The organism is Selenomonas ruminantium subsp. ruminantium ATCC 12561 (genome assembly GCF_000424065.1).
Lineage (GTDB): Bacteria > Bacillota > Negativicutes > Selenomonadales > Selenomonadaceae > Selenomonas_A > Selenomonas_A ruminantium.
In genome coordinates this window covers 1-18135 of sequence record NZ_KE384127.1, presented here as the reverse complement: position 1 = coordinate 18135, position 18135 = coordinate 1, and the positions used below count along the sequence as shown (strand labels likewise).

Below are 18135 nucleotides of genomic sequence, written 5' to 3'. Positions count from 1 at the left end.
CCACCAGCCTTTAATAGTATTTACGCGTTAAAGTTACCAGGCGCGGGAGCTTATCGTAAAGGTTCTGTCCCGGACATGCCGTAGCATTAAAATCCCGATGGCCAACAATATGCTGACGATTCGGTTCAATCCCATAGTAGTGGCACAAAGCAGCCAATAGTTTTGCCGCCGACTGCATCTGCTCCGGTTCCGGCTCATGATTATCAAACTCGCCTACGATATTCACCCCAATGGTATGCCAGTTCTCACCATAGCAATGTGCTCCCAGCATATCCATAGGACGTCCCCGCTCAATGGTCCCATCTTTGCGGATAACAAAGTGATAGCCGATGCCCGCCCAGCCATTATTCTTATGCCAGCGGTCAATTTCTGCAGCTGACACATCCCGATTGGTGTTACCTACATGATGGATGACAATCGCATCGGTCGTTTCACGATTCTGCAGAGAAGAAAATTCAAAATCCGTCTCCTGAATAGGAATGCCCAGCAAGGGGTCACGTCCCCCCAGAGCATTTCCATCCGTCTTCCAGGCCGCCTCTGCTGCCTTCACAGTCCACAGTTGTGGCAGCAGTACCGAACCTGTACCTAACAGTATTAAATTCTTTAAGAAATCTCTGCGCTTCATGCCACCATCCCAATCTTACCAATAACGCTATATATTATAGCCCTCATTTCTGAAAAAAAAATGATAAAAAGCGCTTATGTATTAGGGACTTTAGAACTAATTTAAGTTCGTGACATAATTCGTGACGTCGCCAGGGGCGGGTGGGGAATATTTTTCCTCTGCTTAGACAGGCTTGTCAAACGCGTCGGAAAAACATCCCCCACCCGCCCCCGGCGACAAGCTCATTCGCATATCTGCACCAACAAACCATCCTTCATCAGCAGACACAATTAGTGCTCATACAAGGCAAGCACCAGTCCGCGGGGATAGGATTGCTTTCGAGAACGTTTGACAAGCCTGTCTAAGTGAACGAAAGTAATCCTATCCCCGTGGGCGTTCTTCGTAGCACGCACTATCACGCAAGCCCCAGCCCGTGGGGATAATATTGCTTTCGGGAACGTTTGACAAGCCTGTCTAAGTGAACGAAAGTAATATTATCCCCACGGGCGTCCTTCGCAGAACGATGTAAACCTTATAGCTGCGCAAAGAAAAAGCACACCTCGCGATGTGCTCATGACTTCTATTTGGTGGCGGCAAAGAGATTTGAACTCCTGACACTGCGGGTATGAACCGCATGCTCTAGCCAACTGAGCTATGCCGCCAAAGTGGTGGGCAGGGATGGATTCGAACCATCGTAATCCGAAGATGACAGATTTACAGTCTGTTGCCTTTAACCACTCGGCCACCTACCCATATAACGCAACAAGCGTTAAGAACATGATATATTATATCTTCATTCTTAACGCTTGTCAATAATATTTTTAAATAATTATTTTTTTTGCATCCACACCGGAATATCGATGAAATCAGCAGTCGGGGTAACCGTCTGCTGTGTATCAGCCGGAGCGGCTGGCGCTGCCGGATTCGGCATGCCGCCAAGATTGAGTCCCGTATTGGGCATAATCGGCTGATCCGCTGCGGGTGCTGCCTGCGTTTCCGGTGCATCAAACCCTGTGGCAATAACGGTAACGCGTACCTTGTCGCCCATCGTATTGTCAATAGATGCACCCCAAATGATATTGGCCTGACTATCGGCAGCACCATGAATTGCTTCCGAAGCTTCCTGAATTTCATACATGCTGAGATTTTCTTCAGCACCAGTAACATTGAGAAGAATGCCTCTTGCACCATCAATGCTGGTTTCCAGAAGCGGAGAAGCGATTGCCGCCTTAGCAGCTTCAATAGCAGCCCCTTCGCCGGAAGCCTCACCAATACCCATCAACGCCGAACCAGCATTACTCATAACACTCTGCACATCAGCAAAGTCCAGGTTAACCAATCCAGGCAGGGCAATCAAATCCGAAATGCCCTTAACGCCTTGGCGCAAAACATCATCTGCGAGCTGGAAAGCCTGCGTGATTGGCGTCTTCTTGTCCACCACCTGCATCAGGCGGTCATTGGGAATGGTAATGATCGTATCAACATGCTGCTTCAGGTTGGCAATACCGGATTCTGCGTTACGCCCACGTTTTTTCCCTTCAAAGCCGAAGGGTTTCGTGACAACACCTACCGTTAAGGCACCGATTTCCCGGGCACACTCTGCAACTACAGGTGCCGCACCAGTGCCCGTACCGCCCCCCATACCTGCGGTAACAAATACCATATCAGCCCCGCGCAGGGCTTCCAAAATATCATCACGGCTTTCTTCAGCCGCTTTCTGTCCAATTTCCGGACGAGCACCAGCACCTAATCCCCGGGTGAGTTTCTCGCCAATCTGCATGCGCTTTGGAGCCAAGGACTTCAAAAGCGCCTGTGCATCTGTATTCACCGCAATAAATTCGACCCCCTGCAGTCCAAAATTTATCATGCGGTTGACAGCGTTGCTTCCGCCGCCGCCTACACCAATTACTTTGATCTTGGCCAACTGATCAAGGCCATTTTCCTCTAATTCAAACACAGCGTTAACCCCCATGATGATTGTATCTATATCCTGTGGAAACGGTATTGCGTCCACGAGGATTCCTAACTTACACAAATATACTCCTTAATTCTATCATTTATCAGCGCATAATGCTATAACTTTCACAAAAAAAATACAAAAAAAGCAATAGAGGAATCTCCGCAAACATAGGGACTGTCGCCATCGAATACGAAAAAAGCCCGGTGACGGATGATGCTTTCCCAACGCGTTTGACAAGCCTGCGCAGAGGAAAAGTTATCCGTCACCAGGCGTCTTACCACATCGATGTAAGCCCTACTGAGCCCCTTTATTCACCTGTATCTCCGCATCCTTCAGCTGTTCCTTCAGCCGGATAAACGGCGCCGTATAACTAAAATCCACATACTCAATCTGATGGCGGGCATGCGGCAAGCTCAGCAAAAAATCACGCGTAAGCTTGGCCTTTTCTTCCCAACGGTCAAAATTCCCCAGACGAATCTGCACAGCCTGATTGGTATAAGCCATAACCGCATTGGGATTTGTGACATTGACCTCGGACAGGCTGTTCAGCGAATCCGCATCCAACAGCGACAAAAATTCCAGGATTTTGCCGACATTCGGGTCCTTATTGTCATCGCCGATATACATATCATGCATCTTGACGCCGGCAATCAGGGGAATCGGCATCTTCCGCAGAGATTTATAACTGCCGATAACCTTTCCCTGCCGGTCAAAATCCAGATAACCATAGTCACAGGCAACGGTCGCCACCGGCATCCGCTCTTTCAGCTCAATTTCCAAAGTATCCGGAAACCGCCGCCGTACCATCGCACTTTCTATCCGCAAATCCTTCATAAGATTCTGGGTGACTGCATCGGTTTCCAATTGGAAGATAGGTTCTCCTTTATGCAACCGCCCGCTGGTGAGAATATCTTCCTCATTCAGGTAAGCATTGCCATGCAATACCACCCGCTGCAGGGTAAAAAGAGGCGAGTACACAACAATGGACATCAAACCGCCGCAAATCGCCAGAAATGCCAGTCCCTTTATTAAACGGCGGGGACTGCGGCGACGCTTTCTTGACGGAACATGTACCTCTCCCGGTATTTCTTTTTCATCCATTATGCTGCTTTGCCTCCTTTCCATGCCCTGCCGCTAAAACCGTTTTAGAAACCGGCCAACTGCAGAATGCGTTCACACAGTTCCGGAAATTCAACGCCCATAGCCCGGGCAGCATCCGGCACCAGGGAAACTTCCGTCATGCCCGGTACGGAATTCACTTCGATAACGTACGGCGTTTCATCCTCGCTGTACATCATATCCACGCGAGCTACCCCTTTGCAGCCGCAGGCCGTATAGGTCTTGATGGCCAGATCCTGCAATTCACGGGTCTTTTCTTCGCTGATTGGTGCCGGAATGATATGCGTCGAGGCGCCTTTGGTATATTTGCTGTTGTAATCATAACGGCCGGAAGTGGTCGTGATTTCGATAATCGGGAAGGCTTCCTTCTTATCTTCATCACCCCAAACGGCTACGGTCATTTCCCGGCCCTTGATGAATTCTTCCACGAGAACTTCATCATTATAGGAAAAGGCCTCTTTGATGGCACCGGCCAGTTCTTCCTCTTTTTCCACGATATACACGCCAATGCTCGAGCCCTGGGAAGCAGCCTTGACCACGACCGGCAGGCCGAATTCAGCGAGGATTTCGCCAGCCAAGTCCCGCTTCTGCTCGAAGCTGTTATAGGTATGGCATTTCGGCGTGGAAATGCCTTCGCTGATGAATACACGCTTGGAGGCAGCCTTGTCCATGGTGACAGCTGCTGCCAGCACGCCGGAACCCGTGTAGGGAATACCGAGCATATCGAGCGTTCCCTGCAGCAGACCGTCTTCACCAAACTTGCCATGCAGCGCATTGAAGACCATCTTGGCACCGGCTTTTTGAATATCCATAGCAAAGGTCTTGGGGTTGAGCTCCATGCCTTCGGCATTATAGCCCTTTTGCTGCAGTGCTGAGAGAATTGCTGCACCCGTACGGCGGGAAACTTCGGCTTCGGTGGAAGTACCACCCATAACAACTACGATTTTATCCTGCTTCATTTATAATCCTGCTTTCCAATCTTACTTATTGAGTAATTCCACTAATTCTTCACCGGTCTTATAGATATCCCCGGCCCCCATGGTGATGATCAAATCGCCATCTTGCACTTCGTCCTCCAAATACTTCGCCAGCCGTTCCCTCTGTGGAATGTAGATGACATCCTGACCGGACTGCTTGCGCACTTCATTCAGGATAGTTTCCCCGTTGATGCCCTCAATCGGTGCTTCACCGGCACTGTAGATATCTGTAAGGATAAGCAAATCAGCGGAGACAAACGCCTTGCCAAATTCCTCGTGCAAAAGCTGCGTGCGGGAATAGCGGTGCGGCTGGAACACGCATACCAGACGCTTGGGATTAAGTTCCTTGGCTGCCTTGAGCGTAGCCGCGATTTCCGTCGGATGGTGCGCATAATCGTCCACCACCCAAACGCCATTAGCACGGCCCTTGGTCTGGAAACGGCGTTTTGCGCCGTGGAACTCAGCCAAACCGGCGGCAAGTTTCTCAAACTCCACGCCCATGCTCAGTCCTGTCACAATGCAGGCAAGCGCATTGAGCACGTTATGACGGCCCGGAATGTTCAGCGAAACATGGCCTAACATCTCCTCACCATGCATCACATCAAAGGCAATGCCCTTGCCATTGGTCTTGATGTTCTTGGCCGTGTAGTCGGCTTCATGATCAATGGCATAAGTGTAGAACTTGCGGTCAACGACCTTGGCGATATTGCGCAGGTTTTCGTTATCGAAGCACAGCACGGCATAGCCCGTTTCCTTGTCCACATTCTGAATGAACTGCGTGAAGGCCTTGATGATGTTCTCCATCGTGCCGTAGTGATCCATATGGTCATCTTCCACATTGGTGACCACCGCGATATGCGGGTGCAGCTTCAGGAAGGAACCATCGCTTTCATCGGCTTCCGAAGTCAGGTATTCGCTTTCACCCAAAATCGCATTCGTACCGAGGTCCGGCATTTCGCCGCCCACGACCACCGTCGGGGATACGCCGGCCTTAGTCAGTGCCACGCCAAGCATAGAGGTCGTCGTGGTCTTGCCATGCGCCCCGGCTACGGCAATCCCCTTGTACTCATTGACGAGCGCCGCATTGATATCGGAGCGGTGCAGCTTGCGAATGCCCAGGTCACGAGCCGCCAGCACTTCGGGATTGTCAAAGGGAATCGCCGTGGATACCACGATGGCATCGGCTCCCTTGACGTTTTCGCCCTTTTGACCATCCAATGTGATTTTTGCCCCCAATTTTTTGAGGTTCTGAATCACTTCGGAATCTGCCCTATCGGAGCCGGTGACTTCATAGCCCAGTTCCACCATAATCTTGGCCAGCGGGCTCATACCGGCACCGCCAATGCCTACAAAATGAATTTTCTCAATATCCTTTAGCTCTTTCAGCCGTTTCATTTCATTTTCTCCCCTGTGTCATCTCAATAACCATTTCGGCAATATCCTCTGCCGCCTGCGGCTTGCCCAACGCCTTGCTGGCCTTGGCCATTGCCGCAAGTTTATCTTCATCTGCCAAAAGCTCCTGCAAGGTGCTTTGCAAAATATCGCTCTTTAAATCCCGATTCAAAATTACTCTGGCTGCGCCAGCCGCCTCCAAAGCCCGCGCATTGTGTTCCTGATGATTCTCCGCCGCATAAGGATAGGGAATCAGGATTGACGGAATCCCACGTGCGGTGAGTTCGGCAAGGCCTGTCGCGCCTGCCCGGTACACCACTAAATCCGCCATAGCCATGGCCTGCGGCATATTGTAGAGGTAGGGCTCCACCTTTACATTAGGCGTTTCAGCCAGATTTACGCCTTTTTCCTGCAGGCGGCTGATGATGTCCTCATAATCGAGCTTCCCGGTCACATGAAGATACTGTACTTCGGTTTGTTTAGCCGCCGCTGCCAGCACATCCACCATAGCGTTATTGATGCTGCGCGCGCCGCGGCTGCCGCCGGAAATCAGCACCGTTTTTTTTGCCGGGTCAAAGCCAAAGGCCTTGGCGCCTTCCTCCCTTGTCGCCGTGAGCACGGCCTTGCGGATGGGATTGCCGGTGCAGGTTACCTTGCCTGCCGGAAAATGCTTCTCCGCCTCCGGCGTGCCCGCCGCAATGCGGGTGACGAACTTGGAAAGAATCTTGTTGGTGATGCCCGGCACCACATTCTGCTCCTGAATCAGTGTCGGAATACCGAGCATACTGGCCGCCATGAGTACCGGCCCGCAGACATAGCCGCCCGTACCAATGACCGCATCGGGCTTGAACTTTCTAACCACATTCATGGCTTTGGCCACGCCCACAGCCGCTAAGCCTGCCCGCACGAAGTTAGCAGGCGACAGGCTGCGCTTGAACCCCTGAATATCCACTGTCGCAAAAGGGATATTTTCCTTGGGGATAATATCGGCCTCCAGCCCTTTGTGCGTACCGACATACAGGAAGCTGGCCTCCGGATATTTTTCCTCAATGGTGCGCATAATGGTCAGCGCGGGGTAAATATGCCCGCCAGTACCGCCACCGGAAATAATTATCTTCATCTTCATCCCTCTTACAATTTATTTACTAAATCCTTGAAGTTACGGCCGCGTTCCGCCATGCCGTTATACATATCAAAGCTGGCACAGGCAGGCGACAGCAGTACTACCTGCGGTGCTTTGGCTAAAGAATGCGCGATTTTGACCGCCTCGTCCATCGAAAAGCCTGCGCGGTGGATATGCTCAGCGGGGTACCCTTGCTTTATGGCTTCCTGCTCAAAACGGTCAGCAGCAGCACCAAGCAGCACCAAATCCGTGACACGCTCTTTTACGCGGGTCAGGAAATCCGTCAAATCCGTCATTTTATCGTCGCCGCCTGCCAGCAGCACAATGCCGTTTTCGAAGGTTTCCAGCGCTTTGATAGCCGAATCCGTATTCGTCGCCTTGGAGTCGTTATAGTACTCCACGCCGTCCAGCGTGCGGACGTATTCAATACGGTGCTCCACGCCACGGAAGGATTTGAGCACCGGAATCATTTCGTCCGCCGTGCAGCCGGCCAAAAAGGCCGTCATGGCTGCCGCCAGCGCATTTTCCACATTGTGCGCGCCCTTGATGCCCAGCTCGCCAATGCTGCACAGCGGATAATCTTCACCCTTCCAGGCAATGGTCAGCATATCGCCTTCAAGATATGCCCCCTCATGGAGATGCACCTGACGGCTGAAAAAGACCACATGGGCACTGGCGCGGTTTGCCATATCCTTCACCCGCTCATCATCGTAGTTGAGCACGAGGAAATCCTTGCCCTTCTGCTGCGCAAACATGCGCTCCTTCATGCGCTGATATTCCTCCATCGAACCATGGCGCACGATATGGTCAGGTGTGACGTTTAAGACTGTGGCCACATGGGGATGGAATTCCTCGGTGACCTCCATCTGATAACTGGAAATCTCAGCGGCGATATAGCCGTCTGCCGGAATCTCCAACGCCACCTCCGAAAGCGGCACGCCGATATTGCCGCCCACGCCGACCTTGCTATAATGGCTTTCGAGCAGCAGGCCCAAGAGCGTAACGGTAGTCGTCTTGCCATTGGTCCCCGTTACGGCACAGATGGGTGCCTTTTTGAGCCGATAGGCCAGTTCCACTTCGCTGGCCACCCGGATTTTCCGCTTGTAAGCAGCCTGAATCAAGGGAATACGGGCCGGCACAGCAGGAGAAACGATGACGAGGCTCACCCCGTCCAAGAGTTCCTCCGCCTGCGGGCCGAACACACAGTTAATCCCCATATCCCGCAGCTCATCAAAATCATCGGTCAAATCCGCCTCGTTCTTGGCGTCGCTCAAGGTCACCTGCGCTCCTAAACGGCGGGTGATTTTCGCCGCTGCAAAACCACTGATGCCTGCCCCGATAATCAGTACCTTTTTGCCCGTTAAATCCATTGTGAATCCCCCTAAATCATAACAGTTTCAGTGCCATAATGCTGCCGATAAGACCTACCGTCCAAAAGACAAAGACCACTTTCCATTCGGACCAGCCGCCCAATTCAAAATGATGATGAATGGGGCTCATGCGGAAAACGCGCTTGCCCGTGGACTGAAAGGATGCCACCTGAATGATAACCGACATTGCCTCACAGACAAATATAATGCCGATAAGCCCCAGCAAGAGCTCCGTATGGGTTAGAATGCCCAGCGCCGCCATAGCACCGCCCAAAGCTAACGACCCCGTATCGCCCATAAACACCTTGGCCGGATGCGCATTGAAGCGCAGGAAGCCCACACAGGCGGCGGCAACCGCCGTGGCAAAGATGGCCAAATCGCTATGACCTAAGAGCGTGCAGACCACCGCATAGGAGCTGGCGGCAATGGCCACCGTACCGGAAGCCAGCCCATCCAGGCCATCGGTGAGGTTCACGGCATTGCTCATGCCCACCATCACAAAGGGCACAAAGGCATAATAGCCTGCGCCAATATTGATATGGCTGTCGAGCACCGGCACCCAAATCGTCGTATCAATGCCCAACATGCGCGTACCAATAATCATGGTCACGATGGCAATGATGATTTGCCCCAACAGTTTCTGTTTAGCCTTTAAGCCTAAGTTGCGCTTCTTGACCACTTTGATGTAGTCATCCAGAAAGCCCAGCAGGAAATGCCCCAGCATGATAAAGAGTGCCAATATGATTTCCGTGGAAAGCGGTGCTGCAACCAAAGTCGCAATGGTAATGCCCAGGATAATCATAATGCCGCCCATAGTCGGCGTGCCGCTCTTTGCCTGATGGCTTGCCGGACCTTCCTCACGAATGCTCTGACCGAACTTCAACTTATGCAGTTCCGGGATGAAAAACGGCCCGGTCAGCAAAACGAAACCTGCGGCAATAAGCGCCGCCAATATAAAGCTATCCAATTGTAATGCCTCACTATCTAAATTTCATCAAAGTAAATCAATAATCTTTTCCATAGTCATGCCACGGGAGCCCTTAAAGAGCAGCGTATCGCCGGGCTGCAGAAGTTCATGGAGCTTTTCTGCCGCTTCTTCATGGCTTGCGCAGCGGTAAACTGCCGTCATCCCCTTGTTTTCGGCACCTTTAGCGATAAATTCACCCATTTCGCCGCGCGTAACGAGCGCCGTGAACCCATGTTCAGCCACTTCCTCGCCCACATGCAGATGTGCCTCTTCCGATACACTGCCCAATTCGAGCATATCGCCGAGCACCGCAATCTTGCGGCCCTTTGTAAGTTCCGACAAGGTGTTGATGGCTGCCGTCATCGACATGGGGCTGGCATTATAAGCATCGTTTACGACGTTCCATTCTTTAACCTTTTGCAGTTCAAAGCGCATCTTTGTGGCTTCAAGATGGGAAAGACCTTCACGCACCTCAGACGGCGTCAAGCCCATAGCAAAACCTGCGGCAATGGCGGCCAGCGTATTGTAAACATTATGACGGCCCACCATATTAACTTCATATTCATGGCGTTCATTGGCGTAAGTCACCATGAACTTCGTCACATTGCCTTCCGTATGAATAGCCTCGCCCTTGACATCGGCTTCCTGTTCCAGACCGAAGGTGATGACCTTTACGCCCTCCTTAACCGCTGCACGCATACCAGCCACATATTTATTATCGGCATTTAAAATAACCGTGCCGCCGGCAGGAATCGCCTCCACGAGTTCCTGCTTGGCCTTGGCGATATTTTCCAAAGAGCCTAGAAGTTCCATATGGGTTTCGCCCACATTGGTCACAATGCCAATCTGCGGGGCGGCAATCGGCGCCAACGCTTCAATCTGATGGAAACCGCGCATGCCGATTTCCACGACAGCGGCCGTATGTTCTGCTTTTAGTCCCAGCAGGGTCAGCGGCAGGCCGATTTCGTTGTTGAAGTTGGCCTGCGTCTTGAGCACCGCGCCCTTGGCCGACAGCACAGCCGCCGTCAAATCCTTCGTCGTAGTCTTGCCGTTGGAACCGGTAATCGCCACCACGGGGATTTGCGGGAACTTTTCACGCCATGCCTTGGCCATCAGCTGATAAGACAGCAAGGTGTCCTTTACCTGCAGAACCGTGCCCTGACATTTTTCCAGCTGCTTTTCATCACAAGCTTCGCTGACCACCACACCGGCTGCGCCTTTTTCCAAAGCCTCAGCCGCAAAATCCTCACCGTTAAAGCGCTCGCCCTTGAGGGCCACAAAGAGCACACCTTCGCTGATTTTGCGCGTATCGGTAACAATGGCGCTGAATTCTTTCTTCTCTTCCTTATATACTTTGGCGCTAGTGGCCTTTACAATCTCATTAAGCGTAAACATCCGTCAGGCTCCTTTTTTCGCTGCCACGGCCTCGCGGGCAACTTCCTTATCGTCAAAGTGAATCGTCTTATCCTTCAGAATCTGATAATCCTCATGGCCCTTGCCCAGGATAATCACGATATCATCCGTTTCGGCAAGTTCCACGGCACGGAAGATGGCCTCGCGCCTGTCGATAATGCATTCATGATGCTTATCGCCGATGGTTTCCTTCACGCCGGCTTCGACTTCGCTCAGGATAAACGCCGGGTCTTCACTGCGCGGATTGTCAGAAGTCGCAATAACCACATCGGCAAGTTCTGCTGCCAGTCTGCCCATAATCGGACGCTTCGTGCGGTCGCGGTCGCCGCCGCAGCCAAACACCGCAATAATCTTCTTCTTGGCAATGCGGCGGGCCGTATTGAGCACATTTTCCACTCCGTCCGGCGTATGCGCATAATCCACGATAATGGAGAAATCCTGTCCCGCCTTCACGAGTTCAAAGCGGCCCGGCACACTGGTGAAATTCAGCAGGGCTTTCTCAATTACTGCGGGGTCAATCTTTTCCGCAATGGCAGCGCCCACAGCAGCCATGACATTATAAACATTGAAGATACCCGTGATATGCAGCTGCAAATCCAGCTTACCCAGGAAGTCTTCAGTCAGGGTGAAATTTGCCCCGCTGGCCAAAACTTCCACATTGGTTGCCTGCAGGGAAGCCTTGTTTTCGATACCATAGGTCAAACGGCGGCACTTGGCATGCTCGAGCATGGTCTTGCCAGCTTCATCGTCGGCATTGACCACGGCCGTCTTGTTTTCCTTGACACCTGCTTTACCGAGCAGGTCAAAAAGCTTGGCCTTGGCCAGCTTGTAATTTTCCAACGTCTTATGATAGTCCAAATGGTCCTGCGTGAGATTGGAGAACACCGCCGTATCAAATTCGATACCGGCCACGCGGTTCTGGTCGAGGGCATGAGAGGAAACTTCCATCACGACATAATCCATGCCTTTGTCCCGCATGATGGCCAGCGTGTGCTGCAATTCCACCACATCCGGCGTTGTATTGTGAATGGGGAATACTTCTTCCTCCATCATAATCTGAATCGTGCCGATAAGGCCCACCTTGTAACCGGCCTCGCGCAAAATCGCGCGGATAAGATAACTGGTCGTGGTCTTGCCATTCGTCCCCGTAATGCCGATTACCCGCATCTTTTGTGCAGGATAATCATGGAAAAACGGCACAATCGTATCCAGAGCCGTTTTGAGCTCCGGCACCTGCAGTACCGCCACACCTTCCGGCACTTCCACTTCATCTACAGAGCGGGTGGTCAAAATGGCCTTTGCCCCCTGCGCTGCGGCCTGCGGAATAAACTTATGTCCATCCACATGGAAACCGGCAATGCACACAAACAATGTGCCCTCGCCGGCCTTACGGGAATCGTGTTCAATCCCCGTAATTTCTATATTGCCATCGCCTGTAATTACAGAACCTTCCACGAGTTCTGCTAACTGCGTCAAAGTCTTCATATATATCCTCCCTCGCCTGATAATGCGAACCGTTTTTTATTATAACGCCAACGCATAAATTTTGCCATAGGCAAAAAAAATTACAGGATTTTTCTACTAAAAATCCTGTAACTTTGCGCTTTTTACTCATATTTTATTTCTCACTGCTAAAATACGTCTGACGCGGCACTTCCATGCCCAGCTGATCCTGTGCAATGGCCTTGATTCTGTCTGGTGACTTCAGCTTGGCAATCTCAATCTTCAGCCGCTCATTTTCCTGTTCCTTTTGGTCAGCCTGCTGCTGGATAGCCACCAGCTCATAGCCGCGGCTGGCACTGATGCCGCTGCCCACCGTAACCAAAAGTGCCAGGACCGTCATGGTCAAAAACAGCAACTGGCCATGCGAACGCAACCGTGTATCCAGAACCGTCTTAAACAGCGGTTCCTTCGGTGTTTTTCGCAGCTCCTTTTCCTCTTCTTCAGGGGTAAGGACACGCTGTTCTTCTTCGTAATATTCTTCCTGTCTAGCCAGCATGGTCATCTGCCCCCTTTTCATTTAATGGTAACTTTTCTGCTATGCGCAGCTTCGCACTCTTGGAGCGGGAATTATGTTCCAGTTCATCACTCGTTGCCTGGATCGGCTTGCCGATTATCTTGATCTCCGGCTGATGATTGCACATACATACCGGCAGTTCCGGCGGGCATATGCAGCCACGGGAAAGCTCCTTCAGCACGTTCTTGGCAATCCGGTCTTCCAGCGAATGAAACGTGATAATGGCAATGCGCCCGCCCGGCTTCAAATGGTTCACTGCCGTACGGAATGCCGTTTCCAAAATGCCCAGCTCGTCATTGACCTCAATGCGGATAGCCTGAAAAACTCGCTTTGCCGGGTGGCCACCCGCTGCCTGCCGCACGGCCTTGGGCACAGCCTTGCAGATAATATCCACGAGTTCCCCGGTGGTTTCAATCGGCTTACTCGCCCGTTCCTGCACGATAAACTGCGCAATACGCTTGCTCCAGCGCTCCTCGCCATATTCTTTGAAAATACGGTTCAGTTCTTTTTCCTCGTAACTGTTCACCACATCATAAGCACTGAAATCGGTCTCGGGGTTCATGCGCATATCAAGCGGTGCATCCTGGATATAAGAAAACCCGCGTTCTGCCGTATCAATCTGATGGGAAGAAACCCCTAAATCAAAAACCACACCGTCCACAAGAGGAGCATTCTCATCCGCAAGAATCTGCTCCAGATTGCGGAAGTTGCTGTGAACGATATCCACCCGGCATCTTGCATCTTTCAGCCGTTCCGATGCGGCACTGATGGCTGCCGCATCCTGGTCAATACCGATAAGGCGCCCATTTTCCGTAAGCATTGAGGCAATCCGACTGGAATGACCGCCGCCACCCAAAGTACAGTCCACATAGGTTCCGTCTTTAGTTGTCACGAGACCTTTTACCGTCTCCTCCAGCATCACACTGATATGATGAAACTCCATGCTTTCTGTAATCCTTTCCTTTGTCCTTATATGCCTAAGTCGGCCAGTGTCGCAGCAATCGCCGTAACCTCAGGCTCTACCTCACCACTGTAGGCATTCCAATTATCCTTGCTCCATACCTCAATGCGATTGTCCACACCAGTCAGGATAACATCCTGCTTTAAGGCAATCTGTGCATGGTTGCGCAGGTTGGCGGGAATCAAAAACCTTCCCTGCTTATCACATTCGAGCGTACGCGCCCCGGAGAAAAAAAAGCGGTTCACCGCCCGCGCTTCTGGTCTGGAAATCGGCAGCGCACGCAGTTTGCCCGCCAATTCCTCCCAAGCCTGCTGGCCATAGAGAAACAAGCACTTGTCAAACCCTTTGGTGATGATAAAGGTAACGCCCAACTCCTGACGAAAATCCGCCGGCAGAATGATACGCCCTTTCGCGTCAATAGCATGGGTATATTCTCCCATAAACATCCTGCCACACCACCTTTAGTACACTGCCTGCCACTTTCTACCACTTTTCTCCACTTTCCTTCTTATATTTTATAGCATATCTACACGAATAGCAAGACTTCCTTGCAGGCAACTAAAAATTGTTCGATACACCAGACCGGCAGGAGGGGGCGGGGATAACTTTCGGCTGCTTAGACAGGCTTGTCAAACGCTGCCGAAAGCCATCCCCGCCCCCTCCTGCCTTTGGCTTTGCACTTCCAGATAAGTAGTTGTGTCCCCCCGACTTGACACCTCACGGCGGCTTTCCATATAGATGTTAGCTAAATCGCTGTAATAATGTACGCATTAAGCCCGCGGGGCTGATAATGTTTTTCCGCAGCTTTTGACAAGCTTGTCTATGGCGAAGGAAAAATATTATCAGCCCCGCGGGCGTCTTTATACTACGATGTAATGAACGAGTCTTAATTCTTCATCCACCCAAAACTCTCAAATATCGGCTGATACCTTATCCGTTCGATAAAGTCCTTATTGGTCTCCTCCGTATGGAAAATCGGCACTCGTTCCAGCGCATAAATATTGCTGGCCTTATCCACATTCCCATACTTAATGGTAAAGGCTGCCTTATAACCTGCCTCTTTCACCATCTGCGCGATATGCAGGTTATAGGTGCCGGTGGGATAGGCAATGTAATTCACCTCATGCCCCAGCTCAGCTTCCGCCTTTTTCTTGGATTCCACCAGTTCAGCCCGCAGTTCATCATCGCTGAGGTCAGTCATCGAACGATGATTAACTGTATGTGACTCGATATTGATACCATTCTTGTTCATCTCACGAGCCTCATCCCAACTGAGATATCCCTTCTTATGTTTATCCAAAAAGCCGGTCACCACAAAGATAGTTGCCTTGAACCCGTATTTTTTGAGGATAGGATATGCATTGGCGTAGTTGTCCTCATACCCATCATCAAACGTAATGAGAACCGGATTCTCCGGCAGCGTTCCATTTCCCGCCAACGCCTCATAAAGCTCATCCGGATTGATGGTATGATAGCCATTATCCCGCAGATACTTCATCTGGTTATCAAAATCCTCTGGCCGCACCGCCAACGAAATAAACGTATGGTCTATCTTATGGTAGTTAAGCACCAAAACCTTCGTGCCATTTTCACTATCGGCCACCATAGTCGCCTGCAATGGCTTAGGCTGCTGCCAAAAAAAAGCCGCCCCCGCCGCAATCAGCATAAAAACTATCATTATAATATAGCGCCAACCAAATCTTCGCCGCAAAACCATAATCCGCCTCCACATCTATAGTCATCTGTCATTCTACCGCATTTCCCGCCAAAAAACCACAAAAAAATAACGGCTTTCCGTAACATTTGTTTCTTGTAACCCCCGTACAACTATGTTATAATTCCTGTGTCAGTTAATTTGTTTTATCGCGCTTAGCGCAGGAGGTTATAATGGCTATTACTAAAGATATGAGCATCATCGAAGTTGTACAGAAGTACCCGGATACCGTTGAAGTATTCGTTAACGCCGGCATGGGCTGCCTGGGCTGTGCTGCCGCTCACTTCGAAAACATCGAACAGGGCGCTCTGGCGCATGGTATTGACATCGAGGCCCTCATCAGCAACCTGAACGAAGCTGTTGGTGCTGAAGCCTGATTGGATATAACCCCAAAGACTGCGATTCCACCTATTGGGAACCGCAGTCTTTTTTTGCCAGCAGAAAAAAGGCGCATTGAGATACCTCGTATTACAATGCGCCGGTCTTGTCTATGCAGTTTTACTGTTCGATGCCAGCATCAGCCGCCGTATATTCTTCCAGTGAATTTTCCTTCACCTGCATGCAGATATAACTGATGCCTTCATTTTCTGCGGCAAAGAACTGACGGCGTGCTGCCGGTGAAATACTCAGCCAGTCACCTGCGCAAAGTTCCACCGTTTCCCCGTCAATCACAGCCTTGCCCTTGCCGGCCGTGATGAAATAGATTTCCTCATTCTTCTTGTGGTAATGCACAAAAGGAACGCCTGCACCTGCGGGCAGATTGTTTATGCTTACCTCGGCACCGGTCAGCTGCAATTTATCATGCAGTTCCGTTCTTGTCTCATTGGATACGCTTACTTTGTTGAAATTTGCCATCTTATTCTCCTCCAAATACACATGAAATCATACGTTTATAAAATACGCTTTTGTTGTAAGCAAATTGATTACAATGTAAGAATAACAGCTTTTAGCTGTAATGTCAACACTTACATCGAAAAAATATATAAATTCAACAGCCCGCAGCGGCTTGTTCCTATGCACTTTACGCGCCTAACGCGTACCAGCGCAGGAATAAGCTGTCACGGGCTGTTGCCAAATAATAGCCGTATCTATCTTTTTGCCAGCAAAAATACTGTGCTGATAATCAATGCCGTTCCCAAAATATCCATAAATCCAAAACTGGCATGCAGAAACGTTATAGACAACAGAATAGCCGCCAACGGCTCCACCGCCCCCAGAATGGACGCTTCTGCCGGCTGAATATACTTGATGCTGCCCAGATAACAGCCAAAGGCCACCACCGTACCAAAAATAATGACATACGCATAGATGAGCCCCGAAAGAACTGTCCATGCCCCAGGAACCTGCCAGGGCGGGCAGAACGGTGTCAGAAAAACGCCGCCCACCAGCATGCCCCAGCCGATAATGAGTGTCGGCCGCCATTTGCGAATCAGTCGTTTCGGCTTCATGGTATAAACCGCTGCCGCTACCGCCGAAGACAGCCCCCATAACAAAGCCGGCAACGGTATGGACAACTCATGCACATTGCCATGCGTCACCAACAAAAACGTACCGCCTATAGCCATCGTCACACAGATTACTTCAATGAATTGCGGCCATTTGCGGCCAGTCACCGCCGTATAACCCACAATGAATATCGGCATCAGATATTGCAGCACCGTAGCTGCCGCCGCATTACCGCACTTGATGCTGGCAAAATAGGTATACTGCACAGCCAGCAAGCCTAAAATTGCAAACAGCACCAAATCCCACGCATCCTTCTTGTCCCGCCAGACACGCAAAATGCTTTCCCGATACTGAAAAACATCTGCCGCCAGCAAAATCACACCCGCCAGCAGCATACGCGACACCACCAGCCAGCCCGCGGTAAGGCCGCAATCCTGCAGCAGATATTGTCCGGCTACGCCGCTGGCTCCCCACATGGACGCCCCCAGGCACACCATAAGCAAGCCTTTTTTCCGTTCATTCATAACTGTACACCTTTCGTCCTCGTATAAATCCATCCTTATCGTAACAAGGAGTTGCCGATAAGTCCAGCCCTATCCCAGCAACATATTTAACCTAATCCGCCAGAAGTCCTCAACCTCTTAGGTGGGGGATGAAGGCGGGTATGGCGAATTTACGTAAGTAATTGAGCCATACGATACTTTGTGACTTTTTTGTGATAAAATATTGGTAGGAAGGCGGTGATTATAGTGAATAAGGCATACCGATATAGGTTATATCCAACACCTGAACAAAAGCATATGTTTGCTAAGACTTTCGGCTGTGTTCGATTCATCTATAACAAGATGCTTGGCGACCGCCTTGACTACTACAAAGAGACAGGTAAGAAACTGAACAATACCCCGGCACAATATAAGGAAGAATTTCCTTGGCTGAAGGAAATTGACAGTCTTGCTCTTGCAAATGCACAGATGAACCTGAACAAGGCATACAACAATTTTTTTAGCAACCGAAAACATTTCGGCAAACCGCACTTCAAGTCTAAGAAGACAGGACACTGCTCATACTCTAC

At 50.8% G+C, this 18135-nt stretch carries 18 protein-coding genes and 2 tRNA genes; 2 read left to right on the top strand and 18 right to left on the bottom strand.

Going from position 1 to position 18135, the window contains the following annotated elements; all coding sequences use genetic code 11:
- Positions 1-10 precede the first annotated feature (10 nt).
- From G598_RS18280 to G598_RS0115510, 16 genes are all read right to left on the bottom strand, one after another.
- Positions 11-625 (bottom strand): peptidoglycan recognition protein family protein, encoded by a 615-nt coding sequence (locus G598_RS18280; RefSeq protein ID WP_037364790.1) that lies wholly within the window; start codon positions 623-625, stop codon positions 11-13.
- Between the two features lie 564 nt (positions 626-1189).
- Positions 1190-1266: transfer RNA gene (locus G598_RS0115580), tRNA-Met, on the bottom strand.
- 4 nt (positions 1267-1270) lie between these two features.
- Positions 1271-1356, bottom strand: a tRNA-Tyr gene (locus G598_RS0115575).
- 77 nt (positions 1357-1433) lie between these two features.
- Positions 1434-2576: a cell division protein FtsZ gene (gene ftsZ / locus G598_RS18275; protein ID WP_245582842.1), complete on the bottom strand. Its 1143-nt coding sequence runs from the start codon at positions 2574-2576 to the stop codon at positions 1434-1436.
- Between the two features lie 282 nt (positions 2577-2858).
- A complete protein-coding gene (locus tag G598_RS0115565; RefSeq protein WP_080657067.1) occupies positions 2859-3665 on the bottom strand; it encodes a cell division protein FtsQ/DivIB in 807 nt (268 codons plus the stop codon).
- Positions 3666-3709: 44 nt separating this feature from the next.
- Positions 3710-4642, bottom strand: coding sequence for a D-alanine--D-alanine ligase family protein (locus G598_RS0115560; RefSeq protein ID WP_026767698.1), 933 nt, complete (start codon positions 4640-4642; stop codon positions 3710-3712).
- A gap of 21 nt (positions 4643-4663) precedes the next feature.
- Complete coding sequence (gene murC, locus G598_RS0115555; protein ID WP_026767697.1) at positions 4664-6055, bottom strand: UDP-N-acetylmuramate--L-alanine ligase; 1392 nt, start codon at positions 6053-6055, stop codon at positions 4664-4666.
- Between the two features lies 1 nt (position 6056).
- On the bottom strand, positions 6057-7172 hold the full coding sequence (murG, locus tag G598_RS0115550; protein WP_026767696.1) for an undecaprenyldiphospho-muramoylpentapeptide beta-N-acetylglucosaminyltransferase: 1116 nt from the start codon (positions 7170-7172) through the stop codon (positions 6057-6059).
- Between the two features lie 11 nt (positions 7173-7183).
- Positions 7184-8545, bottom strand: a complete 1362-nt coding sequence (murD, locus tag G598_RS0115545) for a UDP-N-acetylmuramoyl-L-alanine--D-glutamate ligase (protein WP_026767695.1) — start codon at positions 8543-8545, stop codon at positions 7184-7186.
- A 16-nt stretch (positions 8546-8561) separates the two neighbouring features.
- Positions 8562-9512 carry a phospho-N-acetylmuramoyl-pentapeptide-transferase gene (mraY, locus tag G598_RS0115540; protein WP_026767694.1) on the bottom strand — a complete coding sequence of 317 codons (951 nt, stop codon included), beginning with the start codon at positions 9510-9512 and terminating at the stop codon, positions 8562-8564.
- 27 nt (positions 9513-9539) lie between these two features.
- Positions 9540-10907, bottom strand: coding sequence for a UDP-N-acetylmuramoyl-tripeptide--D-alanyl-D-alanine ligase (locus G598_RS0115535; RefSeq protein WP_026767693.1), 1368 nt, complete (start codon positions 10905-10907; stop codon positions 9540-9542).
- Between the two features lie 3 nt (positions 10908-10910).
- Positions 10911-12410, bottom strand: coding sequence for a UDP-N-acetylmuramoyl-L-alanyl-D-glutamate--2,6-diaminopimelate ligase (locus G598_RS0115530; protein ID WP_026767692.1), 1500 nt, complete (start codon positions 12408-12410; stop codon positions 10911-10913).
- 133 nt (positions 12411-12543) lie between these two features.
- Positions 12544-12924 carry a septum formation initiator family protein gene (locus G598_RS0115525; RefSeq protein WP_026767691.1) on the bottom strand — a complete coding sequence of 127 codons (381 nt, stop codon included), beginning with the start codon at positions 12922-12924 and terminating at the stop codon, positions 12544-12546.
- Entirely contained in the window at positions 12914-13885 is a 972-nt protein-coding gene (rsmH, locus tag G598_RS0115520) for a 16S rRNA (cytosine(1402)-N(4))-methyltransferase RsmH (protein ID WP_026767690.1), read from the bottom strand. Before rsmH ends, G598_RS0115525 begins: the two co-directional genes overlap by 11 nt.
- 26 nt (positions 13886-13911) lie before the next feature.
- Positions 13912-14349 (bottom strand): division/cell wall cluster transcriptional repressor MraZ, encoded by a 438-nt coding sequence (gene mraZ, locus G598_RS0115515; protein ID WP_026767689.1) that lies wholly within the window; start codon positions 14347-14349, stop codon positions 13912-13914.
- Positions 14350-14789: 440 nt separating this feature from the next.
- The gene (locus G598_RS0115510; RefSeq protein ID WP_026767688.1) at positions 14790-15620 is read right to left on the bottom strand and encodes a polysaccharide deacetylase family protein; all 831 of its coding nucleotides are present in this window, start codon (positions 15618-15620) and stop codon (positions 14790-14792) included.
- Positions 15621-15790: 170 nt separating this feature from the next.
- Between G598_RS0115510 and G598_RS0115505 the strand changes: the two genes are divergently transcribed.
- Positions 15791-15994 carry a DUF1858 domain-containing protein gene (locus tag G598_RS0115505; RefSeq protein ID WP_026767687.1) on the top strand — a complete coding sequence of 68 codons (204 nt, stop codon included), beginning with the start codon at positions 15791-15793 and terminating at the stop codon, positions 15992-15994.
- 121 nt (positions 15995-16115) lie between these two features.
- On the opposite strand, the gene G598_RS0115500 is transcribed toward G598_RS0115505, so the two are convergent.
- The gene (locus tag G598_RS0115500) at positions 16116-16472 is read right to left on the bottom strand and encodes a cupin domain-containing protein (protein ID WP_026767686.1); all 357 of its coding nucleotides are present in this window, start codon (positions 16470-16472) and stop codon (positions 16116-16118) included.
- A gap of 233 nt (positions 16473-16705) precedes the next feature.
- Entirely contained in the window at positions 16706-17587 is an 882-nt protein-coding gene (locus G598_RS0115495; RefSeq protein WP_026767685.1) for a DMT family transporter, read from the bottom strand.
- A 225-nt stretch (positions 17588-17812) separates the two neighbouring features.
- Between G598_RS0115495 and G598_RS0115490 the strand changes: the two genes are divergently transcribed.
- On the top strand, positions 17813-18135 hold a 323-nt coding region (locus tag G598_RS0115490), incomplete at its 3' end, for an RNA-guided endonuclease InsQ/TnpB family protein (protein WP_026766930.1).